Origin of the sequence: Leisingera sp. M658 (assembly GCF_025144145.1) — a bacterium.
Lineage (GTDB): Bacteria > Pseudomonadota > Alphaproteobacteria > Rhodobacterales > Rhodobacteraceae > Leisingera.
Map to the genome: position 1 here is coordinate 133,254 of NZ_CP083548.1, position 19,778 is coordinate 153,031.

Annotated in this window: 13 protein-coding genes and 1 pseudogene; all 14 read right to left on the minus strand. The window is 61.8% G+C overall.

The annotated features are described in order from the left end of the window. Nucleotides 1-11: 11 nt before the first annotated feature. The gene (gene tssK / locus K3724_RS22450) at nt 12-1,352 is read right to left on the minus strand and encodes a type VI secretion system baseplate subunit TssK (protein ID WP_259992955.1); all 1,341 of its coding nucleotides are present in this window, start codon (nt 1,350-1,352) and stop codon (nt 12-14) included. Between the two features lie 47 nt (nt 1,353-1,399). Next, the gene (gene tagH / locus K3724_RS22455) at nt 1,400-2,875 is read right to left on the minus strand and encodes a type VI secretion system-associated FHA domain protein TagH (RefSeq protein WP_259992956.1); all 1,476 of its coding nucleotides are present in this window, start codon (nt 2,873-2,875) and stop codon (nt 1,400-1,402) included. A gap of 8 nt (nt 2,876-2,883) precedes the next feature. Continuing rightward, nucleotides 2,884-3,183 carry a PAAR domain-containing protein gene (locus K3724_RS22460; RefSeq protein WP_259992957.1) on the minus strand — a complete coding sequence of 100 codons (300 nt, stop codon included), beginning with the start codon at nt 3,181-3,183 and terminating at the stop codon, nt 2,884-2,886. Nucleotides 3,184-3,198: 15 nt separating this feature from the next. Beyond that, a complete protein-coding gene (locus K3724_RS22465) occupies nt 3,199-3,807 on the minus strand; it encodes a DUF6931 family protein (RefSeq protein ID WP_259992958.1) in 609 nt (202 codons plus the stop codon). A gap of 9 nt (nt 3,808-3,816) precedes the next feature. Continuing rightward, nucleotides 3,817-5,928, minus strand: a complete 2,112-nt coding sequence (locus K3724_RS22470) for a type VI secretion system Vgr family protein (RefSeq protein ID WP_259992959.1) — start codon at nt 5,926-5,928, stop codon at nt 3,817-3,819. Between the two features lie 64 nt (nt 5,929-5,992). Beyond that, the gene (locus K3724_RS23880; RefSeq protein ID WP_311200235.1) at nt 5,993-9,598 is read right to left on the minus strand and encodes a type VI secretion system contractile sheath domain-containing protein; all 3,606 of its coding nucleotides are present in this window, start codon (nt 9,596-9,598) and stop codon (nt 5,993-5,995) included. Between the two features lie 510 nt (nt 9,599-10,108). Continuing rightward, a pseudogene (gene tssB / locus K3724_RS22480) lies at nt 10,109-10,600 on the minus strand (type VI secretion system contractile sheath small subunit); the annotation flags it as partial. Further along, nucleotides 10,593-11,447 (minus strand): ion transporter, encoded by an 855-nt coding sequence (locus K3724_RS22485; protein WP_259992960.1) that lies wholly within the window; start codon nt 11,445-11,447, stop codon nt 10,593-10,595. The pseudogene tssB and the gene K3724_RS22485, both read right to left, overlap by 8 nt. A 69-nt stretch (nt 11,448-11,516) precedes the next feature. After that, nucleotides 11,517-12,764 carry a hypothetical protein gene (locus tag K3724_RS22490; RefSeq protein ID WP_259992961.1) on the minus strand — a complete coding sequence of 416 codons (1,248 nt, stop codon included), beginning with the start codon at nt 12,762-12,764 and terminating at the stop codon, nt 11,517-11,519. Between the two features lie 35 nt (nt 12,765-12,799). Next, the gene (tssH, locus tag K3724_RS22495; RefSeq protein WP_259992962.1) at nt 12,800-15,523 is read right to left on the minus strand and encodes a type VI secretion system ATPase TssH; all 2,724 of its coding nucleotides are present in this window, start codon (nt 15,521-15,523) and stop codon (nt 12,800-12,802) included. Between the two features lies 1 nt (nt 15,524). Continuing rightward, nucleotides 15,525-16,580, minus strand: a complete 1,056-nt coding sequence (gene tssG / locus K3724_RS22500; protein ID WP_129373180.1) for a type VI secretion system baseplate subunit TssG — start codon at nt 16,578-16,580, stop codon at nt 15,525-15,527. Further along, nucleotides 16,544-18,421, minus strand: a complete 1,878-nt coding sequence (gene tssF / locus K3724_RS22505) for a type VI secretion system baseplate subunit TssF (protein ID WP_259992964.1) — start codon at nt 18,419-18,421, stop codon at nt 16,544-16,546. The genes tssG and tssF overlap by 37 nt, the downstream gene beginning before the upstream one ends. A 1-nt stretch (nt 18,422) precedes the next feature. Next, on the minus strand, nt 18,423-18,920 hold the full coding sequence (gene tssE / locus K3724_RS22510) for a type VI secretion system baseplate subunit TssE (RefSeq protein WP_259992966.1): 498 nt from the start codon (nt 18,918-18,920) through the stop codon (nt 18,423-18,425). Next, on the minus strand, nt 18,913-19,716 hold the full coding sequence (locus K3724_RS22515) for a type VI secretion system accessory protein TagJ (protein WP_259992967.1): 804 nt from the start codon (nt 19,714-19,716) through the stop codon (nt 18,913-18,915). The genes tssE and K3724_RS22515 overlap by 8 nt, the downstream gene beginning before the upstream one ends. Nucleotides 19,717-19,778 lie beyond the last annotated feature (62 nt).

Consider the following 19,778-nt stretch of genomic DNA (forward strand, 5'->3'; position numbering starts at 1 on the left):
AGCATCTTCCCTTATGCATTACGGATCGCCCAAAGCTCCATCTTAAGCCCCGGATACTGCCCCGACACATGCACCGCGATGCCGCCCGAAGTGGTCATCTTGCGCCAATAGGGGCTGTCCGCATCCATCTCGAAATAGACCACGCCAGAGTGATAGGGGATCTGCCGCGGCGCCACTGGCAAGGGCCGCAGGGTGATCCCCGGCAGCGCCGAGTTTACCAGCTGGCGGATTTCTTCCACGGGGCCGATCTTGGCCTGGCCGGAAAAATGCTTACGCACATCCTCAGCCGGAATGTCCGCGCTGACTGCCAGCACAAATCCTGCATTGCCCAGCAGTTTGCGGTCGGCAATGACCCCGACCGAGATACCGTATTTGCGCGCTTCCAGCTTGATCGGGATTGCAGTCTGCTCCAGCACCGAACTCAGGTATTGGCGCAGCACCCGGATCACCGGCGCAAAGCATTCGACCAGATTGTCATGGGTATAGGGCGGAAACTCCGGCGCCTGTTTTTCGGTCGACATGAATACCGACAGCTCCCCGGCCAGCCCGGCACAGGCGGCGAACAGGCGTTCGGGATGCAGGTTCTCGATATTGCGCAGATGGCGCACCTGCGGCAGCATCCGGTTGACCACGGCCAGCAGCATGAAGTCCGACACATCCGCCACCCCGCGGGCACCGCCCGCCTCGGACAAGCGGCCCGCCAGCGCCTCCATCCGGTGCGCCAGCAGCCCCTCCAGCTCGCGCAGGAAACCGCTAAGCGCAGGTGCGGCCCGCACGTCCAGGCAAGCCGGGACAAAGGCCTGGTCCAGCACGATCTCCTTGTCCGGGCGCACCTCGATGATACGCGCCACGGGGATCGCCAGCAGATCGGCCAGATCGTCCACCTCCAGGGCAAACTGCAGCCGCATCTTGCCCACATCCAGCTCCACCGGCTTGCGCTCGGTCGAGGTCACATCGGTCACTTCCTGCTTGTCCGGGCGCAGCCGGCTGGCCGAGCGTTCGGCGCCGCTCAGGTCTACCTCGGTGGCGCCCTGGCGGCGCTGCGGCACAGTCATGTAGACAATGCAATCCTTGACCGTTGACGGCACTTCCATCGCCGGCGGGTGCGGATCCGCCATCGGCACCCGGAACACCGTGCCGTCATGGGTCAGCCCCTCGCAGGACTTCACCGCAAACTGGCCGATCTTCAGCGCCTCATGGTCGATTTCCAGCCCGTTCACACCCCAGGCATAGGGGCTGAGCCGCCGCGCCAGCCCGGCAACCAGCGCCTCGTTATAGCGGTCGGACTGCTGGAAGTGATGCGGCTGCAGAAACAGCCCCTCCGTCCAAAGTACTTTACTGTCCCAGGACACCGGGATCTCCTCTCAGTTGCGGGCACGCGCCAGCGGCGCGGTGCGCATCAGTCCTTCAGCCTGTCCAGCTGATCCTTGTAGGCACGCGCGAACTCGCGGCTGAACAAGTCGTGAAAATCATTCTCAGCCTGATCGGAAATTTCCGCATACAGCTGTTCGTAGACGTCCCAGTATTGCGCCTTTTTTCCGCGCAAAAGACCCTTAAGGCCGCCTTTGGTTTCAATCTGGCTTTCCAGCGCTTTTGGGTCGAGCCGTTTCAGCACGCCTTTCAGCGCCGCCTCCATGCCGGTGACCATCGCCACCTCATGCGCCTTGATATCGCGCAGCGCCTCTTCGGCGGCGGTCTCAGGCGACAAGTAACCCTTGGTCGCCGGGCGTACCATCGCCTCAACCGCCTGTTCAGGCGTGATCGAGAATTTCAGCGGGTTGTTTCCGCCGGCCGAGATCATCGTCTGCTCAATCCGGAATTCAGACTTGATCGAGGTCCGCGTCATCAGGATTTCGCGCAGGCCGGTAACCAGTGTCCGCATCACCCGGCCCATGCGCGCCATGGTGCTGGCGTGTTCCGCCGGATCAAGGCTGACTTCGGCGCCGGCACCCTTCAGGAACGCTGCCACCGCGTCCTGCGACTCTGCTGACGGCGGTGCCGCTGGCGCGATGGTCTTCTGTTCCACGACAACCGTATCCTGCACCGGCGGTATCTCGGTCGGCGGTGCAGAGGGCACTTCCGGCGGCGGCGCTGCGGGCGGGGTTTCCGGCACCGGGGCCGGAACCTCACGCGGCGGCGGCGCGGGTTGCGGATCGGGGGCAGGTGCCGGGGTTTCCGGCTCGCCTATACCGGACAGGAAATCATCGTCCCAATCGTCCGGGATCATGTTCGACTGCGCTGCAGGCACTGCAAACCCGTCCGAAGCGGTCGGGTTGTGGTTGGCCAGACTGGCCCCTTCCCCTTCGCGTCCGTCGCTGGCTTTTTGAAAGAACGGATCTTCTTCCTCGCCCAGGGGCGGCAGCAGCTCATCTATCGGATCCACCGGGTTCAGCTGTGCAGGCCCCTTAAGGCCCTCGCCCAGCAGATCATCCAGGAAATCGCCGCCCGGCCCGGCGTCTTCCAGCAGCTGCAGCGGATCCGGCGCATTGGCGGCATTCCCGTGCGAGGCAGGCCCCTGCGCGGCGGGGGCGGCAATCATGCCGCCGACATCCGCCAGATCATCGCGGATTTCCACCACCAGCTCATAGTTGCCGACACACAGCACATCCCCATTGTTCAGCGGCGTCGGCGTGCGGCCCAGCGGGATTTTGGAATAGTTCAGAAAGGTGCCGTTGGAGCTGAGGTCCACCACCACCACATTGCCGTTGTGATCCTCAATCACGCAGTGATTGCGCGACAGCAGCTGATCGGGGTCCGGCAGCACCAGATCGCAACTTGCGCCGCGGCCCACAGTCAGGCTCGGCCCCCGCATCGAAACAGGGGCCGCATCGCCGGGCATTGCACCCGAGCTTTGGAATTTCAGTGTCACTCCCATGCCTGGGCTTATCCTCCCACCAATACGGTGACCTGCCCAAGGGTAATCATGCCGCCGCACGCTGCCGTATCCAATATGCGGGCCGCAGGCAGGCTGTTGATCAATACAGTTCCTGACCCTTTGACGATCGGGTGGGGCGGCGCCGCCGTGCACATGTCAGAGACCCGCGCCGCAGGCAGACCGCCCACCAGCACGGTCACCGCGCAGGGCGGCAGGATCGGCGTCGGCACCGGCAGAACCGGCGGCGGCGGGGTCGAGGGCAGCATGCAGGCATGCAGATCCGTCATCCGGGCCTGTGGCATTCCCATATCTTACATCCTCCCTCAGCTATGCGCCGCCGCTTCCGGCACCTGGACCACCTGTCCCTTGCCGCCACGCGCAATATCCAGCGCCCGCTCTATCAGAACGCCGCCGTGTTCTTCAAACTTATCAGACAATTGACCCAAGGCCACCATATTCATGGCAAAGGCCGCCGCCTCAGACGCGCCTGCGGGGGCGGGATATTGATTCAATTCCCCCGGCCCCAGGGTGCCGGCCGCATAGAGCACCGCCAGCGCGCAATTCACCGTGTCATCATCCACATAGGCATGATCCAGGGTGATGCGCGCCTTGTCGCGGTTTTCTTCGGATGGCTCAAACACCCAGGCCTCCGACGCCGTCAGCGAGGCCGGATCCTGATCCGAGCGCGGCCCGATGTAATCGCGCGCCGCCAGGCAGGCCCACCAGACCCGCTCCCGCGGGGGCAGCAGCACAGCCAAAAGCCGCAGCAGATCGACCAGCGCGCCTTTGCGGTCCAGCTCCTCCAGCACAGTTCCCGCCAGCGCCGTTGGCGGCGCCTCCAGCGGTGTTTTCAATATGACATTTGCCCGTGACAACAGCTTGGCCACCGGGTCAGCGGGCATTTTCACCAGCTTCTCAAATCTTGCCGACATCTGCACCACCTAGTTGATCATCGTGAGGCCGCCCTTCAGGGTCAGCATGGCCTCGCCTTTCACGGTGGTCATCGGCGCCTTGGCCTCAACCATTCCAGAACCTTCGATCTTGATCATCGGCCCCTTGATCGTAACACCGGAATTGTCGATTTTTACCTCAGATGCCCCCACTGTCAGCTTGATCTCCTGGCCAGCGCTCATGGCGATCTTACCCGCCGTCACGTCAACCGTCAGATTGCCCATCGACACGGTCTCTGTATGGTCCCCCGTAGCAATGGTTTCTGTCAGGTCGCCGGTGTCCACGTCCAAGGTCATATTGCCGGTCTGGATAGTCTCGGACTTGTCGCCGGTCTCCACCACTTCGGTCCGGTCGCCCTCATGCACGGTTTCCGTCATGTGCTGCTGGACCGTGAAAACATAGCTCTTCTCGTCCGCCTCAGTGACTTCCGGGTCGGGCGCATCCATGCCCACTGTCACCGTCGAGCGGTCCTTGACCAGCATCTGATGGTCCTTTTGCGCCTGCACCCGCATCAGCTCGCTGTCTTTCTTGTCATCGAACATCAGCTCGTTATAGCCGCCGCCGCCCTTGGAGGAATTGGTTTTGATCCCCAGCTGGGTCTGATCATCGGGGTAGGTATAGGGCGGCATGGTTTCAGCATTGTAAAGCATGCCGGTGCAAATCGGCCGGTCGGGATTGCCGTCTTCGAACTGGATCACAACCTCCTGGCCGATCCGCGGGATCGCCACCATGCCCCAATTCTTACCGGACCAGGGCGTCACTACCCGCACAAAGCAAGAAGAGGTCTCGCTCTTCTTGCCTTCACGGTCCCAATGGAACTGGATCTTGATCCGGCCATGCTTGTCGGTCCAGATCTCTTCGCCGCTCTGGCCGACCACGATTGCAGTCTGCAGACCCTGCACCTCCGGCCAGGGAGTCACCAAGGGCGCCCGGAACTGATCGGATTTCAAAATGGCGCTGAATGTCGATGCATAGACGTCATGCTCCATTTCCTCGGGCACATCCATATTGCGCGCCTTCAGGTCGCGCCGCATCGCCCCTTTGGTAGCAACCTCTTTCTTCTGCTGGCTCTCCCGCTCGCCATAATCCCAGGCCACCTTGATATGATGCTCAGTCTCAATGACGAGATATTCCTTGTTGTTCTCCTTCACCGGATGTTTTTCCATCGTGAAGGTGCTGCCGGTGCCCAGCGTCGCCACACTGGAGGCGCCGCGCCAGCGGATGTGCCTGATCGCCTGCGCTTCCATCCGCACCCGCGACCGCTTGTCCCCCAGTGGGGTCTTGGACGGATAGCGGCCCTGGTAGTCATAAATTTCGTAATCATTGTAGGAATGGCTGCCCCTGGTTATTTCAGTGGCCGCCTTCAGATCCGCCGAGGGCGTTTCAAAGTTGAAATCATTCAGCGTGACCTTGCCGCGGGTCAGGATCTCTTCCTTGGTCCATTCCGAGATATGCTCCTCGCGGCGGCGGTCGCTGTCATCGCGGGCGTGGAACTCAATACCCGCGCCGCCCTTGATCGGCGCATGGCCGCTGACACCATCGCACAGCACCAGCTTTTCAATCGCGGTATCGCCAATGGGACTGTCGAAGTAGAAGTAAATCCCCTCTTCCTCCATCAGACGGCACAGGAAGGCATAGTCGCTCTCGCGGTATTGCAGGCAGTATTCGCGCGCCTCATAGGAATCGCTCAGCTTGTCGGTGAAATCGCTGAAACCGTACTCGCTGAACAGCTGCTTGATGATATCGACCGAGGTTTTCTCCTGAAATACCCGCAGATCGCTGGTCCGCGTCAGCAACCAGAACCAGGGGCGCACTTCCGCCACATACATCTCGTAGCCGTTGCGGAACCCCAGATACTCGACCGAAATGCACAGCCCGTTGAACTGATGCTCTGTCTGCTGGCGCATCACATGCACATTCATCTGCTTGCCGACCAGATCCTGAAGCTTGGGCTGGCTCTTGGTCGCGGCAAACTCGATTGTGGTCTCGGTCAGCTTGCTCAGCCCCTCGCGCACAATCGCACGGCTCATCATCAGACCGTCGGTGGAATATGTCCCCGACATCCAGGCGAGGTCGTTTTCATGGCCCTTGCTTTCTACCATGTCTCCTCCTTTCCGCGACGGGAACCGGGCCGGAAATCGCCGGCAGTGTTCTCAAACATTCGCATTATAAATCATCCAAAAGCGCGGCGAGGTCCGCATCCATTTCATCATCATCCCCGTCATCATCGTCGTCCCCGAACGACGCCAGCAGGTCGTCCAGATCCCCAAGACCATCGTCATCCCCGCCGCCGTCTCCAAGGTCCAGATCGTCCAGGCCGAGATCATCCCCATCATCTCCGCCCAGATCCAGATCAAGATCCAAATCATCTTCATCATTGCCGCCGTCCGCTGGTTCGGCCGGCTTTGGCTGCCCGCGCGGGTCCGGCGGCGATGGCTCAGGCGCCGGCAATCCGGTCCAAGGACCCAGGATCTCGCTGCCCTTCAAAGAATTGAAGGAGGTCAGCCGCACTTCGTCCCGCCCTTTAACCGCGCTAACCGCCATGAACCCGCGCTCCTGCGCCAGCGCAATCTTGTCCAGGTCAATATTGCGTTCGGTGCAGGGCAGCGCCACCTGGTCACCGAACTTGTCGTTCACATAATGATAGGGCATCTCCCCCAAAGTCATGATTTTACCCAGCTGCAGGGACGGCCCGTGCTGACGGAACGACCGCCCCAGCAGGATCGCTACCAGAACCACCGGGTTGGCCCAAAGCATGCCCTTCAGGCCTTCGGTTTCAGTAAACTCCTCAAAATCGAACTCATAACAGGGTTCGGTCTTCTCACCATATGGGCGCCGCAGCAGGAACCGCGGGCTGACCAATCCCAGATGACCGGCCTCCGCCATGCCCTGCAGCGTATCCCAGGCATCGGCCACCAGCTTGGGCCGCTCCGCCTTCGGAGTCTTCAGGAACTCTGGCGAGATCGCGGCAAAGAACGGTGCATCCACATGCGCCGCCACCCGCGCAATCCGGCCCAGCAGTTCCGCATGCGGCGGGGTTTCCTCGAACTGATACATGCCGATCAGCGCCGAATAACCGCCGCGCCCGTTCTCCTCGTCCAGCGGCTCCCCGGTCAGCAACCGCACAAAGCCGGTCTTGGACAGGTCTTCTTCCGCCGCCAGATCCACCGCCAATTCCTCGGCCGAGATGTCATACAGCATCACATCCAGCGTATCGTCGTCCTCGATCGAGCGCGCCATCAGATCAAGTGAGCGCCACTGCGCCTCCACCGACTGGAACTCCGGATGGTGCAGCACCAGCCGCATCGCGTCCGCCAGCGCCTCATCCACCGCCTTTTGCATTGCCGCCACATCGGGGTCCGGCAGCGCCCGGATATGCGGGCCGACAACGCGTGCCAGCAGCTCCTCCACCGGCGAGGCCGGGCGCGGGGTGATGCCGGTTGCCCCGATCAGCTGCTGAAAGGCGCTCAGCCGTTTGTCGGCCGGCACTGAATTGCCCGCCGAGGTCCGCTTTGGCGCCCGCGCCTTGGTGCCGTGCTTCTCCGCCCAGGCCTTCAGCGTGTTCGCCGCATGATCCGCCGTCGTGCCGCTTTGCAGCTGTTTGCGCAGCCCCACCAGCTCGGAAAACAGCTCAACGTTTTCATACAGCTCATCCGGGTGCAGCCCGTCCAGATCCTCCAGCTTGACCGCAATCCCGGCGCCGTCCTTGCCGATCGGCAGCACCAGTTCAGTCGCAAAGCTCTCGATCACATCTTCGACCGTATCCGGATCCAGCAGGATCGCCTTGCGGGCTGCCAGACCGTCGCCGGTCTCCAGCTGCCCCTTGGCCGCGCGGCCTGAGAAATCACCCAAGATAGCCAGCCGGAACCGCTTGCGCTGCAGCTTCTGCGGATCAGGGCGGTCCGCGCTCATGGTGCCATAGGCAAATTCAGGATCATCCGGTACTGGAGCCGCCGCAGCTTCTGCCCCCGGTTCATCATCGCCGGCGTCCAGATCCCCCAGAAGCGCATCCAGATCGTCGCTCCCCGCGTCCCCGGCATCCTCGTCCTCACCGCCAAGATCCCCCAGCAGATCGTCCAGATCCATATCGCCGTCTTCACCCATCAGGCTGTCCAGATCGGAATCCGCATCTCCCAGCCCGCCCAGCAACGCATCCAGGTCATCCTCGGCACCGGTGTCTTCAGCCGCTTCCTCCGCCGAGGCCTCCTCGCCGAGACCTGCCAGCAGCCCGTCCAGATCCCCGTCTTCATCCTCGCTGCCAAGATCACCCAGCAGATCATCAAGGCTGGCGTCTTCCGCCTCCTCCGCGCTGTCCTCATCCAGCCCGCCCAGCAGCGCGTCCAGATCATCATCGCCCGCCGCTTTATCACCGGCGGCGCCATCATCGTCCAAACCGCCAAGCAGATCATCCAGGCTGCTGTCTTCTTCCTCCTCAGCGGCGCTGTCGTCGGGCGCGTCCAGACCGCCCAGCAAGCTGTCCAAATCATCGCCGCCATCCTCCGCGCCGATTGACGGCTCTTCATCCTGCTCACTCAAAAGCGCATCGAGGTCATCCGCGGATGCAGGCTCATCTTCGTCCGTCAGATCTCCTAGAAGATTGTCCAGACCGTCATCGCCGGCAGGCTCCTCCGCATCATTTCCACCATCCAGCAAGGCGTCCGAATCCAGCTCCGCGCCATCTGGCCCGTCGGCGCCATCGTCTTCGGCAAGGTCTGCCAGTATGTCATCCGGGACGTCTTCCTCGGCGCCCTCCTCGGGCGCATCGCTGCCAAGGTCCGCAAGCAAATCATCCAGACCGCCATCCCCGGCGTCATCTTCTGCAGGCGCCTCCAGTGTGTCCAGCGCAGCGCTCAGATCGTTGTCCCCGGCATCGCCCTCCGGTTCTTCCAGCCCGCCGAGGATACCGTCCAGGTCATCCTCCTCCTCGGGCGCGTCCTCCGCAAGATCCTCTGCCAGCCCGGCCAGCACGTCTGCAGCGCTGCCTTCGCCGTCCGCTTCCTCAGGCGTCTCAAGGCTGCCCAGCACCGCGCTCAGATCTTCAGCTGGATCCTCATCTTGCTCCGGGCCGCCCGCCAGCAACCCTTCCAATACGTCAACGGTCTCGTCTTCCGGCGTTTCTGAAGTCTCAACCGAGGCCAGACTGTCCAGTGCATCCGCCGCCGCGCTGCCGGTGTCTTCCTCCGCCGCAGCGTCTTCCAGCAGACCTTCCAGAACATCGTCCAGGCCGTCGTCTTCAATGCCGCCTTCGACGGCGGCTTCAGCTAGGCTGTCCAGTGCCGCAGCGGCTTCGCCGCCGTCATCCTCTGCAACCGGCTCAACATCTGAAAGCCCACTCAGAACACCGGTAATATCCTCGCCCTGGTCTTCTGCGATTTCTACCTGGGTCAGACTTTCCAGAGCTGCCTCCGCCGTATCACCGGCGGATGCCTCTTCCTGCTGTAAGCCGGCCAGCTCATCCAGAACCGCTGCGGAGGCATCAGAGACATCCGCGTCGGGAACATCCGCCGCCGCCAGGCTTTCCAAGGCGGCTCCCGCGGTATCATCTGCCGCTTGATCCTCCGGCGCCTGATCTGCCAGCCCGTCCAGAATGCCAGTGTGATCCTCCGCGGGCTGCTCTGCAGTTTCAATCGCCGCGAGGCTTTCCAGCGCATCATCAGCCGCGGTGTCTGCCTGCTCCGGCACATCAACGTCCGCGAGCGCATCCAGGACACCGGAATGATCTTCCATTTCAGCTTCAGGCACGTCCGCGGCTGCCAGGCTGTCCAGCACCATCCCGGACACATCCTCCGCACCGGCGTCCCCGGGTTCCTGCGCCGCCAGCCCGGCCAGCACATCGCCAGAGGTATCCGCGTCCTCCGTTTCAGGCACATCCGCCTGCGCCAGCCCCTCCAGAACAGATGCTGTACTGTCCTGTTCTGCGGTTTCCGGCACGCCGGTTGCCGCCAAAGCCGCCAAGGCATCCGCCGCATCATCCCGCTGTTCAGGGTCCGCCGGTGCGGCGGCGCTCAGGCCCGCCAGCACGTCAGCGGAGGTATCTTCTGGTTCAGCATCCTGCGGGGCCGTATCCCGCAAACCTTCCAGAACCCCCGCCGAGGCATCCTCTGCCGCCTGGTCTTCCGGCACCGCGTCGCGCAGCCCGTCCAGAATTCCGCCGGATGCATCCGCGGGCGCTGCAGCCTCCGGAGCCGCCGCCGCCAGCCCGGCAAGCACATCGTCGCTGGTATCTGCCTCTTCTTCAGGCAGTTCCAGGTTGCGCAGGCTGTCCAAGGCCGCGGCGCTGCCGGCATCTCCTGCCGGCGCCGACACAGCCGCCAGCAGCGACGGGTCGTTCAGGATCGTCTCAATCAGCGTCTCGGCGCCGGTCTTGCCGTCCATATAGGCCATCAGGTTCTGCAACTGGGTGCGCGCCTCCAGCAGCGGGCGCAACGCATCCACCTTGGCGGCAATGGCACCCGGCGAAAAATCCGCCATGCTTTCAAACGTCAGATCGACCGCCAGACTGCCCTCGCCGGTCAGCGTGTTGGGCACGGTAAAGGCGGCGCGCGGCGCCATCGACTTCATCCGTTCGTCAAAATTATCGACATCGATTTCCAGGAACTTGCGGTCGGCAACTGCGGGCTGTTCGACCCTGGATTTGCCCGTCAGGTCACTCATCACGCCCATCACAAAGGGCAGCTGCACCTTTTTCTCGGCGCCATACAGCTCCACGTCATATTCAATCTGGACGCGCGGCGCCCGGTTGCGGGCAATGAACTTTTGCGAGCTGTCAGCCATTGTCCCGCCCTTTCAACTGCGCAATTTCCGACCGCAACGCCTTGATCTCCTCGTGCAGCTCCATCACATGCGCGTCCACCACATCGGTCTCCGATTTGACCAGATCGCGCAGTTTCTCAAACTCGGCCTGTTCATCGGCTTCCACCGCGGTCTGCATGGTGTTGACCAGTAGACCGATGAACAGGTTCAGAACCGAAAACGCCGTGATCACGATGAACGGCACAAAGAAAGACCAGGCAAAGGGGAACTGCTCCATCACCGGCCGCACGATGCCCATCGACCAGCTTTCCAGCGTCATGATCTGGAACAGAGAATACAGCGACCGGCCCAGGGTGCCGAACCATTCATCAAAGGCCTGCCCGTACATCATCGTGGCCATCACGCCGAACACATAAAACACGATAGAGATCATCACGATCACCGCGCCCATGCCCGGCAGGGCATCCAGCAGCGCCTGCACCACCGCCCGCATCTGCGGGATGACCGACAGCAGCCGCAGCGCCCGCACCACCCGCAGCCCGCGCAGCGCCGACAGGCCCTGGCTGTCGGGGAACAAGCCAAAAGATACCACAATCAAGTCAAAGATATTCCAGGCCGAAGCAAAGAAGCGCAGACCATAGGCGAATAGCTTCAGCGCCAATTCCAGAACAAAAATACCCAGAACAACAGTGTCGATGACATCCAACAGACCGCCCGCATGCGCCCGCACCGCAGCAGAGGTGCCAAGCCCCAGAGTGATCGCATTGAAGATGATGATGCCCAGAATGGTATTTGTAACCCATTGGCGCTCAACAAATTCCCGGGCCCGGTCCCGGAGCGTCCCTTCGGTTTGCGCGCTGCTGTCCAATTTGTTTCTCCACCCGGTCTTTTATTCCTTGCCGGGCACGTTCTGCGCCCGGCGGTCTTTCATCACGCATCAGGCCGCGTCGAACACAGTCCCGTCCAGCGCCTTGCTGGTGATTTTGTCGTAGGCATAGCCGCCGACCGCCCCGCCCACGCCCAGGGCCAGATCCTTGGCACCGGTGGCGATTGAGTTGCCATCAATCGGCGACAGCGCCAGGGCTGCGAATTTCAGCCCCTCGCGGAACACCTTCAGCGCTTTGGGGTCCTTGATCGTCAGCGCCTTCACCCGCTTCATCAGCTCCTTGATGTTGCTGGCCCAGCCGCGCGCGTCGCTGTACATGATCTGGATTTTGTCGATGGCATTCTGCACCTCGACATAGTTTTTCGCCAAAGCCGTATCCAGCGCTTTGCTGATCATAACCAGCTGTGTCTTCTTGTCCTTGATTGGGTGCTTTTTCAGCTTCTTGCCGACCTCGGCCAGGAACTCTTTCTTCAGCTTTTCCTGCTGTTTCAGGATCTTGTTCAGCGTCTTTGACAGGTCATGCATTTTAACGACCATCTGGGCGTATTTCGCCTTCAGCGTATCCGCCGAATCCTCCACCGTTTTGACCGACGGCTGCGAGATGCCAAGGAACTCCTGAAACACCGCCGCCGACACCTCGTTTGCTGCATTCAGCGCCTTGTTCGAGGCCGCCTTTTCCACTACCGCCAGGTTCTTTACCAGGATGGTTTTGGACTGATCGATGTTGATCGCCAGCTTGCCAATGTCCTTGGCCAGCGACACCCCGGATTTAATCAGACCGATGATGCCAATCGCCGCCCCCGCACCGCCGGAAAACGGCGAAGTGGCCATAGCTGCAATACTCACCGCCAGCCCGGCCAAAGTGCCTGCGATGGACACGCCGATCTTGATCTTGAACGAGGACCATTCCTTTTTCTTTTTTTGCAGGCTGGTCCAGGCCTTTTGCGCCGCCAGTTCCGCGCCCTTTTCGGCCACCTTGACGTCATTCTTGATGGCGTCGTTCAGCCCTTTCAGCTGTTTTTCCATGTCCTTGTCCGAGGCGCCCTTGGCCACCATCTGGACAAACAGCTTGTCGAACACCTTGCATTTCTTCTCGATGGTGTCCTTGGTCTGCTCCAGCACCTCGTCGGCACCGGCATGGAATTCCTGCTGCAGAAGCGGGTCTTTCTCGACCCCCTTCTCCATTTTCTTATCCAGTTCGACCACCACTTTGAACGACAGTTTCGGCGGCTCCACCATCTCCAGCCCGGACACTTTGATGTCCAGGTTTTTCAGGTCCATAACAACATGTTTAACCATAGGATTTCCTTCCCACTGATTACTCTCGGACGCGATCAGTCAAACGCGTATGAAAACTCCCCGCCGGTGACGCCTATCGCAACTTTCTCAACTTCCTTGCCCTCCATCAGGCGGCGCAGAAATTCGTTTGAGATATCCGGCAGCATAGTGTTGGTCACAATCGCGTCGATCATCCGGCCGCCGCTGTCCAGCTCCTGGCAGCGGTTGACGATCTCTTCCACCACGGCGTCCGAATACTCAAACGGCACCCCATGCGACTCCTGGACCCGTTTCTGGATCCGGCCCAGCTGCAGCTTGGTGATCTCGCCGATCATCTCCGGGCTGAGCGGATAATAGGGGATCGCCACCAGACGCCCCAACAGTGCGGGCGGGAAGACTTTCACCAGCGGATCGCGCAGTGCTTTTGCCATCCCCTCCGGCTCCGGCATCAGGTCCGGATCCGAACACAGATCCATGATCGTCTCGGTGCCAACGTTGGAGGTCAGCAGGATCAGCGTGTTTTTAAAGTCGATGATACGGCCCTCGCCGTCCTCCATCACGCCCTTGTCAAAGACCTGGAAAAAGATCTCATGCACATCCGGATGCGCCTTCTCAACCTCGTCCAGCAGCACCACGGAATAGGGCTTGCGCCGCACCGCTTCGGTCAGCACCCCGCCTTCGCCGTAACCGACATAACCCGGAGGCGCGCCTTTCAACGAGCTGACGGTATGGGCTTCCTGATACTCCGACATGTTGATGGTGATAACGTTCTGTTCACCGCCATACAGCACCTCGGCCAGCGCCAGCGCGGTTTCGGTCTTGCCCACGCCCGAGGTCCCAGCCAGCATGAATACCCCGATCGGCTTGTTCGGATTATCCAACCCGGCGCGGCTGGTCTGAATCCGTTTGGCGATCATCTTCATCGCGTGATCCTGGCCGATCACCCGTTTCGCCAGATGTTCTTCCAGGTTCAGAATGGTTTCGATCTCGTCCTTGACCATGCGGCCGACCGGAATACCGGTCCAGTCGCCCACCACGCTCGCCACCGCCTGGTGGTCGACAATCGGCAGGATCAGCGCGCTGTCACCCTGCAACGCCTCCAGCTCAGCGTTCTTGTCCTTCAACTGCTGCATCAGTTCTGCGCGGTCCTCGTCAGACAGCGGGCTGGTCGCAGCGCCCTCCGCGCCGTCTTCCCCAGTATCCGGGGCTGCGTCCACGGGCGCGGCCCCCTCCCGGAGCTTGGCGCGCAGGTCCAGAATGCCCTCGACAACCGCCTTTTCCTTGTCCCAGCGTTCGGTCAGCCCGCCCAGCCGTTCCTCCTCAGCCGCTTTGGCAGCCGCCGCTGCCGCGCGCCGGTCTGCGACCTCATAGCCTGCAGTCTCGTCGCGGCCGATGATCTCCAGTTCGGTGGTCAGCGCTTCAATCCTGCGTTGACTGTCGTCCACTTCAGCCGGCACCGCGTGCTGGCTCACCGCCACCCGCGCACAGGCCGTGTCCAACAGGCTGACGGATTTATCGGGTAGCTGCCGCGCCGGAATGTATCGCGCCGACAGGCTGACCGCAGCTTCGATGCCTTCGTCCAGCACCTGCACCCGGTGATGGCTTTCCAGCATCGAGGCAATGCCCCGCATCATCAGGATCGCCTTTTGAATTCCCGGCTCGTCAATTTTGACCACCTGGAAGCGACGGGTCAGGGCCGGATCCTTCTCAATGTATTTTTTGTACTCAGCCCAAGTGGTGGCACCGATGGTGCGCAGCGTGCCGCGCGCCAGCGCCGGTTTCAGCAGGTTGGCCGCATCGCCAGTGCCCGCCGCGCCGCCCGCGCCCACCAGCGTGTGGGTCTCATCGACAAACATCACAATCGGCACCGGGCTGGCTTGAACCTCGTCAATCACCTGGCGCAGACGGTTTTCAAACTCGCCCTTCATCGAAGCGCCGGCCTGCAGCAGGCCCACATCCAGCACCAAAAGCCGCACATCCTGCAGCGCAGGCGGCACGTCGCCGCGGGCGATCCGCAACGCAAAGCCTTCGACCACAGCCGTTTTCCCCACGCCGGCCTCGCCGGTCAGAATCGGGTTGTTCTGCCTGCGGCGCATCAGGATATCGACGATCTGGCGGATTTCCTCATCGCGTCCGACGATCGGGTCGATCTCGCCGTTCCTGGCCTGTTCGGTCAAATCGGTGCAGAACTGCTCCAGCGCCTCGCCCTTGCCCATCGCGCCCGGCGCCATTGAACCGGACGCCTCACCCGGTTCCGCCCCGCCGCCGGTCACGTTGGAACCATCCTGCGCGCCCATCCGTTCCTCAGGCGAACCATCAGTGGCGTCGTGGAAGTTATCCGCCAGATCATCAGCGCCGATCCTGGCCAGTTCCGGCGACATGTTCGACAGAATGTTGCGCAGCGCCGGCGTCTTCAGCATGCCCAGCAGCAAATGGCCGCTGCGCACCTGCCCTGCCGAATACAGCAAAGATCCCCAGACCCAGCCGCGTTCCATTGCGTCCATCAGATGGTCCGACAGGTCCGAGATCGTCGAGGCCCCGCGCGGCAGCATGTCCAAGGCACGGGTCAGCTCGGTCGCAATCTTGCCGGCATCCAGATCATAGTGCTGGATGATCCGGTGAATGTCGCTGTCCTGCTGTGCCAAGAGCTGATGCAGCCAATGCACCAGCTCCACATAGGGGTTGCCCCGCATCTTGCAGAACACGGTTGCGCTTTCCACGGCCTGGTATCCCAGCTTGTTCAGCTTGCCAAACAGCGCCACGCGGCTGATCTCGGTCATCTTAAATCCCTCCCTCTATTCGCTCATCAGCCCCGGCGCCAAATCCCGGGTACAGGTATAAATCATTCACGTCCGGCTGGTCCGCATCCGGGTCGGGCCGCGACCGGATCCAGCTGGTATGTCCCAGCCGGGTGGTGCCGCCCAAGGATGCGCGCGGCACCTCGTCGCCTGCCAGGATCAGGTTCACGTCCCAATCCAGAAAATCCCCGGCATAAGACCGCACAATCGCGCGCAGCCGTTTCAAAGCCTCGCCGCCCGGCAGCAAGCGTTCATAATCTTCCAGTTTCAACGGCCCGATCCGGATGCGGAACTTGGCCGAGCGGCTCCAGACCTTGTTGCCGATGCTGGTGCTGTGCCCCAGCCCGCCATAGCCCAACTGCCAGCGGTCGTCCGGCTCCAGCTCCAGCCAGCTGCCGACAAACTCTTCCAGCTGCACCGGCACCTCAAAGAATGCCGACAGGATCGATACCAGCCCCTCGGCATTCTTGGCACCCTTGGCCAGATGACCAGCAAAATGCAGCTTGGCGAGATCAGGCATGTCGTCCCGGTCGCCGAATTTAAATCCGTTATAGCCGATCAGCGACGACACTTTGCGCGCCATCGGATCATCGGCCCGGTCAAAACTGACCGCCGGAGAGCCTTGGGTCCAGGCCCGGTACAGCAGGCTCATCAACCGGTGTGTCAGCATGTCGGCAAAGGCCACCATCGTCGGGTCGCGGTGGTTGCGCTTACGGTCGCGGGCGTATTCGGTCAGATGCAGCGGCAGCGGCCCTTGCGGCCCGAACAGACCGAAAAACCGGTTGGTCAGAACCGCCGGTTTGCCCCCCTCAGCAGGTTTGAAATCCGCAATGGTCGAGGGCGGGAACGCCAGTTCTGCCTCCTGCCCCAAACGCAGCTTGTCCTCGCGCGGGCGGCGGCTTTCGCCAAGGCGCGGGGCGTCATTGAAATGCGCCTCCAACACCCGCAAGGCCTGAAAAACATGGTGCTTTTCAGGCGCCATGGCCAATCGGCCATACAGGCTCAGATCGTCCGGCCGAGGCCCTTTTCCGGTCGCCATCTGGCAATTTCCCCGCGTTTTTCAGTCTTCAGGACTGTCTCCGTGAATGAGTTGATGCTGGCATAACCGCGCATGAACCGCTCCAGAACGGCCCCCAGCACATAGATGTTGCTGCCCTCGAAATAACTCTCGTCAAAGCCCAGGGTGATCTCCAGCCCGCGCACAGCGGTCGACAGGATCTCGTCGCTCATCCGCCGCACAATCGGGCGTGCGCCCACCGACAGGATCCCCTCCAGCTGCTTTTCGGTCACCCGGTCGCCCAAGGGCGCATAAAGCCCGACCAGCTCGCGCAGCGCTTCCGCCGACTGGCCCTTGCCGGTTTCGGCAATCGACACGTAATTCAGGCTAAGATGCGAAATCAGCCGCCAGGCGGTGTCCCCCTGCGCCAGCGTCGGATGCGGGCGGGTTGGTGAGACCGGCAGCGTCACTTTGCGCACCGGCCCGCCTTCGGGCAGATGGAACACATCATCATTGCCGGTGGCCAGCAGCATCGGCAGGTCGCGGTTGGTGCACAGCGCGTTAACCGCCAGCTGCTCCAGCCCCGAGGAATAGGGCACCTGCGACCGGTCCACCAGTGTCAGGTAGACTTCCGACCCCAGGTAGGAACTGCGCACCCCGCGCAGACGTTCCTTCTCCGAGCGCTGCCGCATCCGCCGTTTGACGGTGTAATAGGCCGGGTGACTTTCGCCTGCGGCAGTGAAATCATTGGCCGAATAGAACGGGCGGAAGATCACGTCGTCCTCGCCCTCGCCGCTGATCCCGGTCACGCTGTTCAGCCCGTAAATCTCAAAATCCAGGCCCGCAGTCCGGTTCGGGATCACGTGGTGTTCGGTATCAATCGGCGCAATCCGCACCCGGTCGCAGCGTTTTTCAAACAGGTTCACCGCCGGCACCGTGTTCAGCTTGAACACATCCGGCACCACAATCGGGGCGATCTCCGGCATCCCCTCGCGCAGCAGTATGTACAGATCAACCTCGTCGCCCGCGGATTTCTTCAACCCCTCCTGCAGCCCCTGCAGTTCCACAAAACGGAACCGCTCCGGCATCGCAAAATACTCCTGCAGCAGCCGATAGCCATCATAGACCCGGCGCGGCAGCGGCAGCAGCGCCTCCTCCGGGCCAAAGCCCTTTTGCACCACTTTGGCCCCGCGCAGCGGCAGCTGCCAATCCGCTCGCCGGTCGGTGGAGCGCGCAACAATTCCTTGCACCTGTGTGCACAAGAGCTCAAGCAGCGGCCAGCTGTTGCCCGCCTCGCTGGTCAGATACAGCGACAGATCATCCAACCCCAGCTTGCTGATCGGATCGCCATCAATCCGTTTGATCCGCAACCGGATGCCTGCGCGCGCGTCATATCCTGCGGCAACGCCCGCTGCGACCAGCTCACCGCGGCCGTCGATATACTGTGCTTCGGTGATCTGGATCGGCCACATTGTCAGATCGGCCGAGGTGCGGAATTCGCAAGGCGTCTGCTCGCCCTCGGTCAGCCGCGACCGAAGCGTCGATCCGCGCTTCAGCACATAGCCGCTTTTGACCGCCGAATTCGCCACATCCGGCTCAAACGACGCAATCATCATCGACGGCGTCGGCGCCAGGTAATGCGGATAGATGATTTCCAAAAGGTTCGAGGTAAAATTCGGATATTGCAGCTCCAGCTCCAGCTGAACACGGGCAGTCAGAAACGCCGCCCCCTCCAGCAGCCGTTCCACATAGGGATCAAGAACTTCGACCCCTTCCATCCCCAGGCGCGCGGCGATCTTGGGATAAGCGGCGGCAAACTCCCCGCCCATATCGCGCAGGTAGTTCAGCTCATTTTCGTAATGGGTCAGCAGCCGTGTATCCATCTTACATGGCCCTTTCCATTTCCACTTCGCCGGTGGTCAGATCGACCTTGCTGCGCAGATACAGCTCCAACGGCATCGGCTGCGCCCACATGTCGGCGCGGATTTCCAGCCCCACGGTCATCTCGGTCGCATCAGTGCCATCCTGCAGCCGCACATCCACCGAGCCTTCGATGATCCGCGGTTCATAGGTTGCAATCGCCTGCTTGATCGACTGGCGGATCGCCTCGGCCTTTTCACTGGTCGAGGCTTCGCCTGCCACTTCGATCAGCCCGTAGTTCAGCACCGAAGCCGACACTGATGGGTATTTCTGCGCGTCAAAATGGCTTTCGACATTCTGGGTATTCAGCAGCCAGGACAAATCGCGCTGGATGATTTCGCGCAGCCGCCCAAGATCGATAACCCGGCTCTCGCGGGTTTCCTTCAGATCGCCAGGTGCATTATCGGTCAGCCGGTCCAGCAGCGAGGGCTGCAGGCGCTCGGCCAGAGTTTTGTCAGCCATTCTCTATGTCATGCCCATCCATCCGGAGTGTGCGCACATCCATGATGGCAATATCTTCGTCGCCGATCGTCAGCAGACGCTGGCCAAGACCGGTGTAGGTTTCCGCGCCGGCATCCTGCCACACGGTGGCGCGCGCCAGCATCGACAGACCATCGGCTTTTTCCGAACCGGGGTAGCGCGTCGGAATCATCGCCGCCACCGAACCGCCGCCCGCCAGGGTCAGCGTGCCGGCCGTCCAGACCGCATCGCGCAAATCGCTCGGCTCCTCGGCCTCGAATGAGACGATCTGCGCAAACGGCAGCCAGTAGTATTTACCGTTGACAACGGCCTCCAGCACCGGGCCCAGCCGCATGTCGGCATCGGCGATCCAGTCAAATTTCTTGCCGTTGACTTCGCCGGGGCTGGCCGGGGCCGCATCAAAGGCCTTGGCACGCAGCTCCGCCGCTTCTTTGGGATTGCCGGTTGCCAGCAGTTTCTGCGCCTCGATCAGATGCGCCAGCCATTCCTCGGGCTCGCCCAGGATCAGCGGCGATTTTTCACCGGCAAAAACCTTCTCGCGGTAGACCTCGCAGATGATCGCCTCGCGGTAGGCCTGCGCCATCACCGTGGCGCCTTCATCCAGCCCCGCCGCCGCCTTCAGCTGGGCAATCGCCCGGTTCCAGTCGCCCAGCACGCACAACAGCTGAAACAGGAAAACCCGCAGCTTGGCGTTGCTCGCATCACCCCGGATCTTTTGCTGCAGCGCCTCCAGCGCCGCCCTGGGATCACCAGCTTTCAGATGCTCTTCGGGTGTCATGGGGTCTACTCCGCAACTGGGGTGGATGCTGCAAATACGTCAGAAAAACAGACCCCGGGCAT